At 48.7% G+C, this 1,301-nt stretch carries 2 protein-coding genes; both read left to right on the forward strand.

The features are described 5' to 3' along the window. Position 1: 1 nt before the first annotated feature. The gene (locus R7O12_RS25275) at positions 2 to 772 is read left to right on the forward strand and encodes a threonine/serine exporter ThrE family protein (RefSeq protein ID WP_318126808.1); all 771 of its coding nucleotides are present in this window, start codon (positions 2 to 4) and stop codon (positions 770 to 772) included. Beyond that, entirely contained in the window at positions 772 to 1,245 is a 474-nt protein-coding gene (locus R7O12_RS25280) for a threonine/serine exporter family protein (RefSeq protein ID WP_005459611.1), read from the forward strand. The genes R7O12_RS25275 and R7O12_RS25280 overlap by 1 nt, the downstream gene beginning before the upstream one ends. The last annotated feature ends 56 nt before the right edge of the window (positions 1,246 to 1,301 follow it).

Raw genomic sequence — 1,301 nt, forward strand, 5'->3', positions numbered from 1 at the left:
GTTGACGGTATCTAACCAACGCTCCATTTCTCGACTTGTCGCTCAAGCCGGACAAATGCTGTTGGCCCATGGCGCAGAAAGTACGCTTGTGTGCGATATCATGCGTCGTATTGGCTTAGCTTGTGGCGTGCATGAAGTGGCTGTAGCCCTCTCAGCCAATGCCTTGGTTGTCACGACCGTAATGGATGGACACTGCATCACCACTACTCGAAGCTGTGCCGATCGTGGCATCAACATGCGCGTTATTACGCAAATTCAACGAATCTGTATCATGATGGAGCGCGGGTTACTCGATGCTGCCATGGCGCAGAAAAAACTGAATACCATCAGCCCAGAGCGGTACAACCGCTGGCTAGTGGTGCTTATGATTGGCTTATCATGCGCGGCATTCAGCCATTTAGCGGGTGGCGATTGGGGCGTATTTATTATGACCTTCTTGGCCTCGGCTGGTGGCATGATCGTGCGCCAAGAGATTGGCCATCGTCACTTCAATCCATTACTTAACTTTGCTGCTACCGCATTTGTAACCACGTTGATTTCTGCTCAAGCTGAAATTTACCAAATTGGTAATTTACCAACCGTAGCGATGGCATCGTCGGTATTGATGTTGGTGCCTGGTTTTCCACTGATTAATTCGGTAGCAGACATGCTAAAAGGTCACATTAACATGGGTATTGCCCGGTTTGTAATGGCCAGTTTGCTGACGTTAGCAACGTGTTTGGGCATTGTGGCGGCAATGAGTGTAACTGGTATTTGGGGGTGGGCAATTTAATGAATATTTTTGATTTAACGCTCGGTTTGCTCAATGACATGTTTTTTGCTGCCATCCCTGCAGTCGGCTTTGCATTGGTGTTTAATGTGCCACAGCGAGCTTTGATCTATTGCGCGGTAGGTGGTGCGATTGGTCACGGAAGCCGTTACTTGATGATGCAGTTTGGAGTACCGATTGAGTGGGCGACCTTCTTCGCTGCCACCTTGGTTGGCATGATAGGGGTTCATTGGTCTCACCGCTTTTTGGCTCATCCAAAAGTGTTTACTGTCGCTGCATTGATACCTATGGTGCCGGGCGTTTTTGCTTACAAAGCGATGATTGCGATGGTGGAGATTAACCATTTGGGTTACTCGCCAGAGTTAATTGCGACCTGCATGGAGAACTTTCTTAAAGCCATGTTTATTATTGCTGGTTTAGCAGTTGGCCTCGCAGTTCCTGGGCTGTTATTCTACCGCCGCAGACCGATAGTATAAGGACCCGACATGATCATTAGTATGATTGCCGCGATGGCAGACAACCGCGTTATTGG

It is taken from the genome of Vibrio sp. Vb1574 (assembly GCF_033338675.1).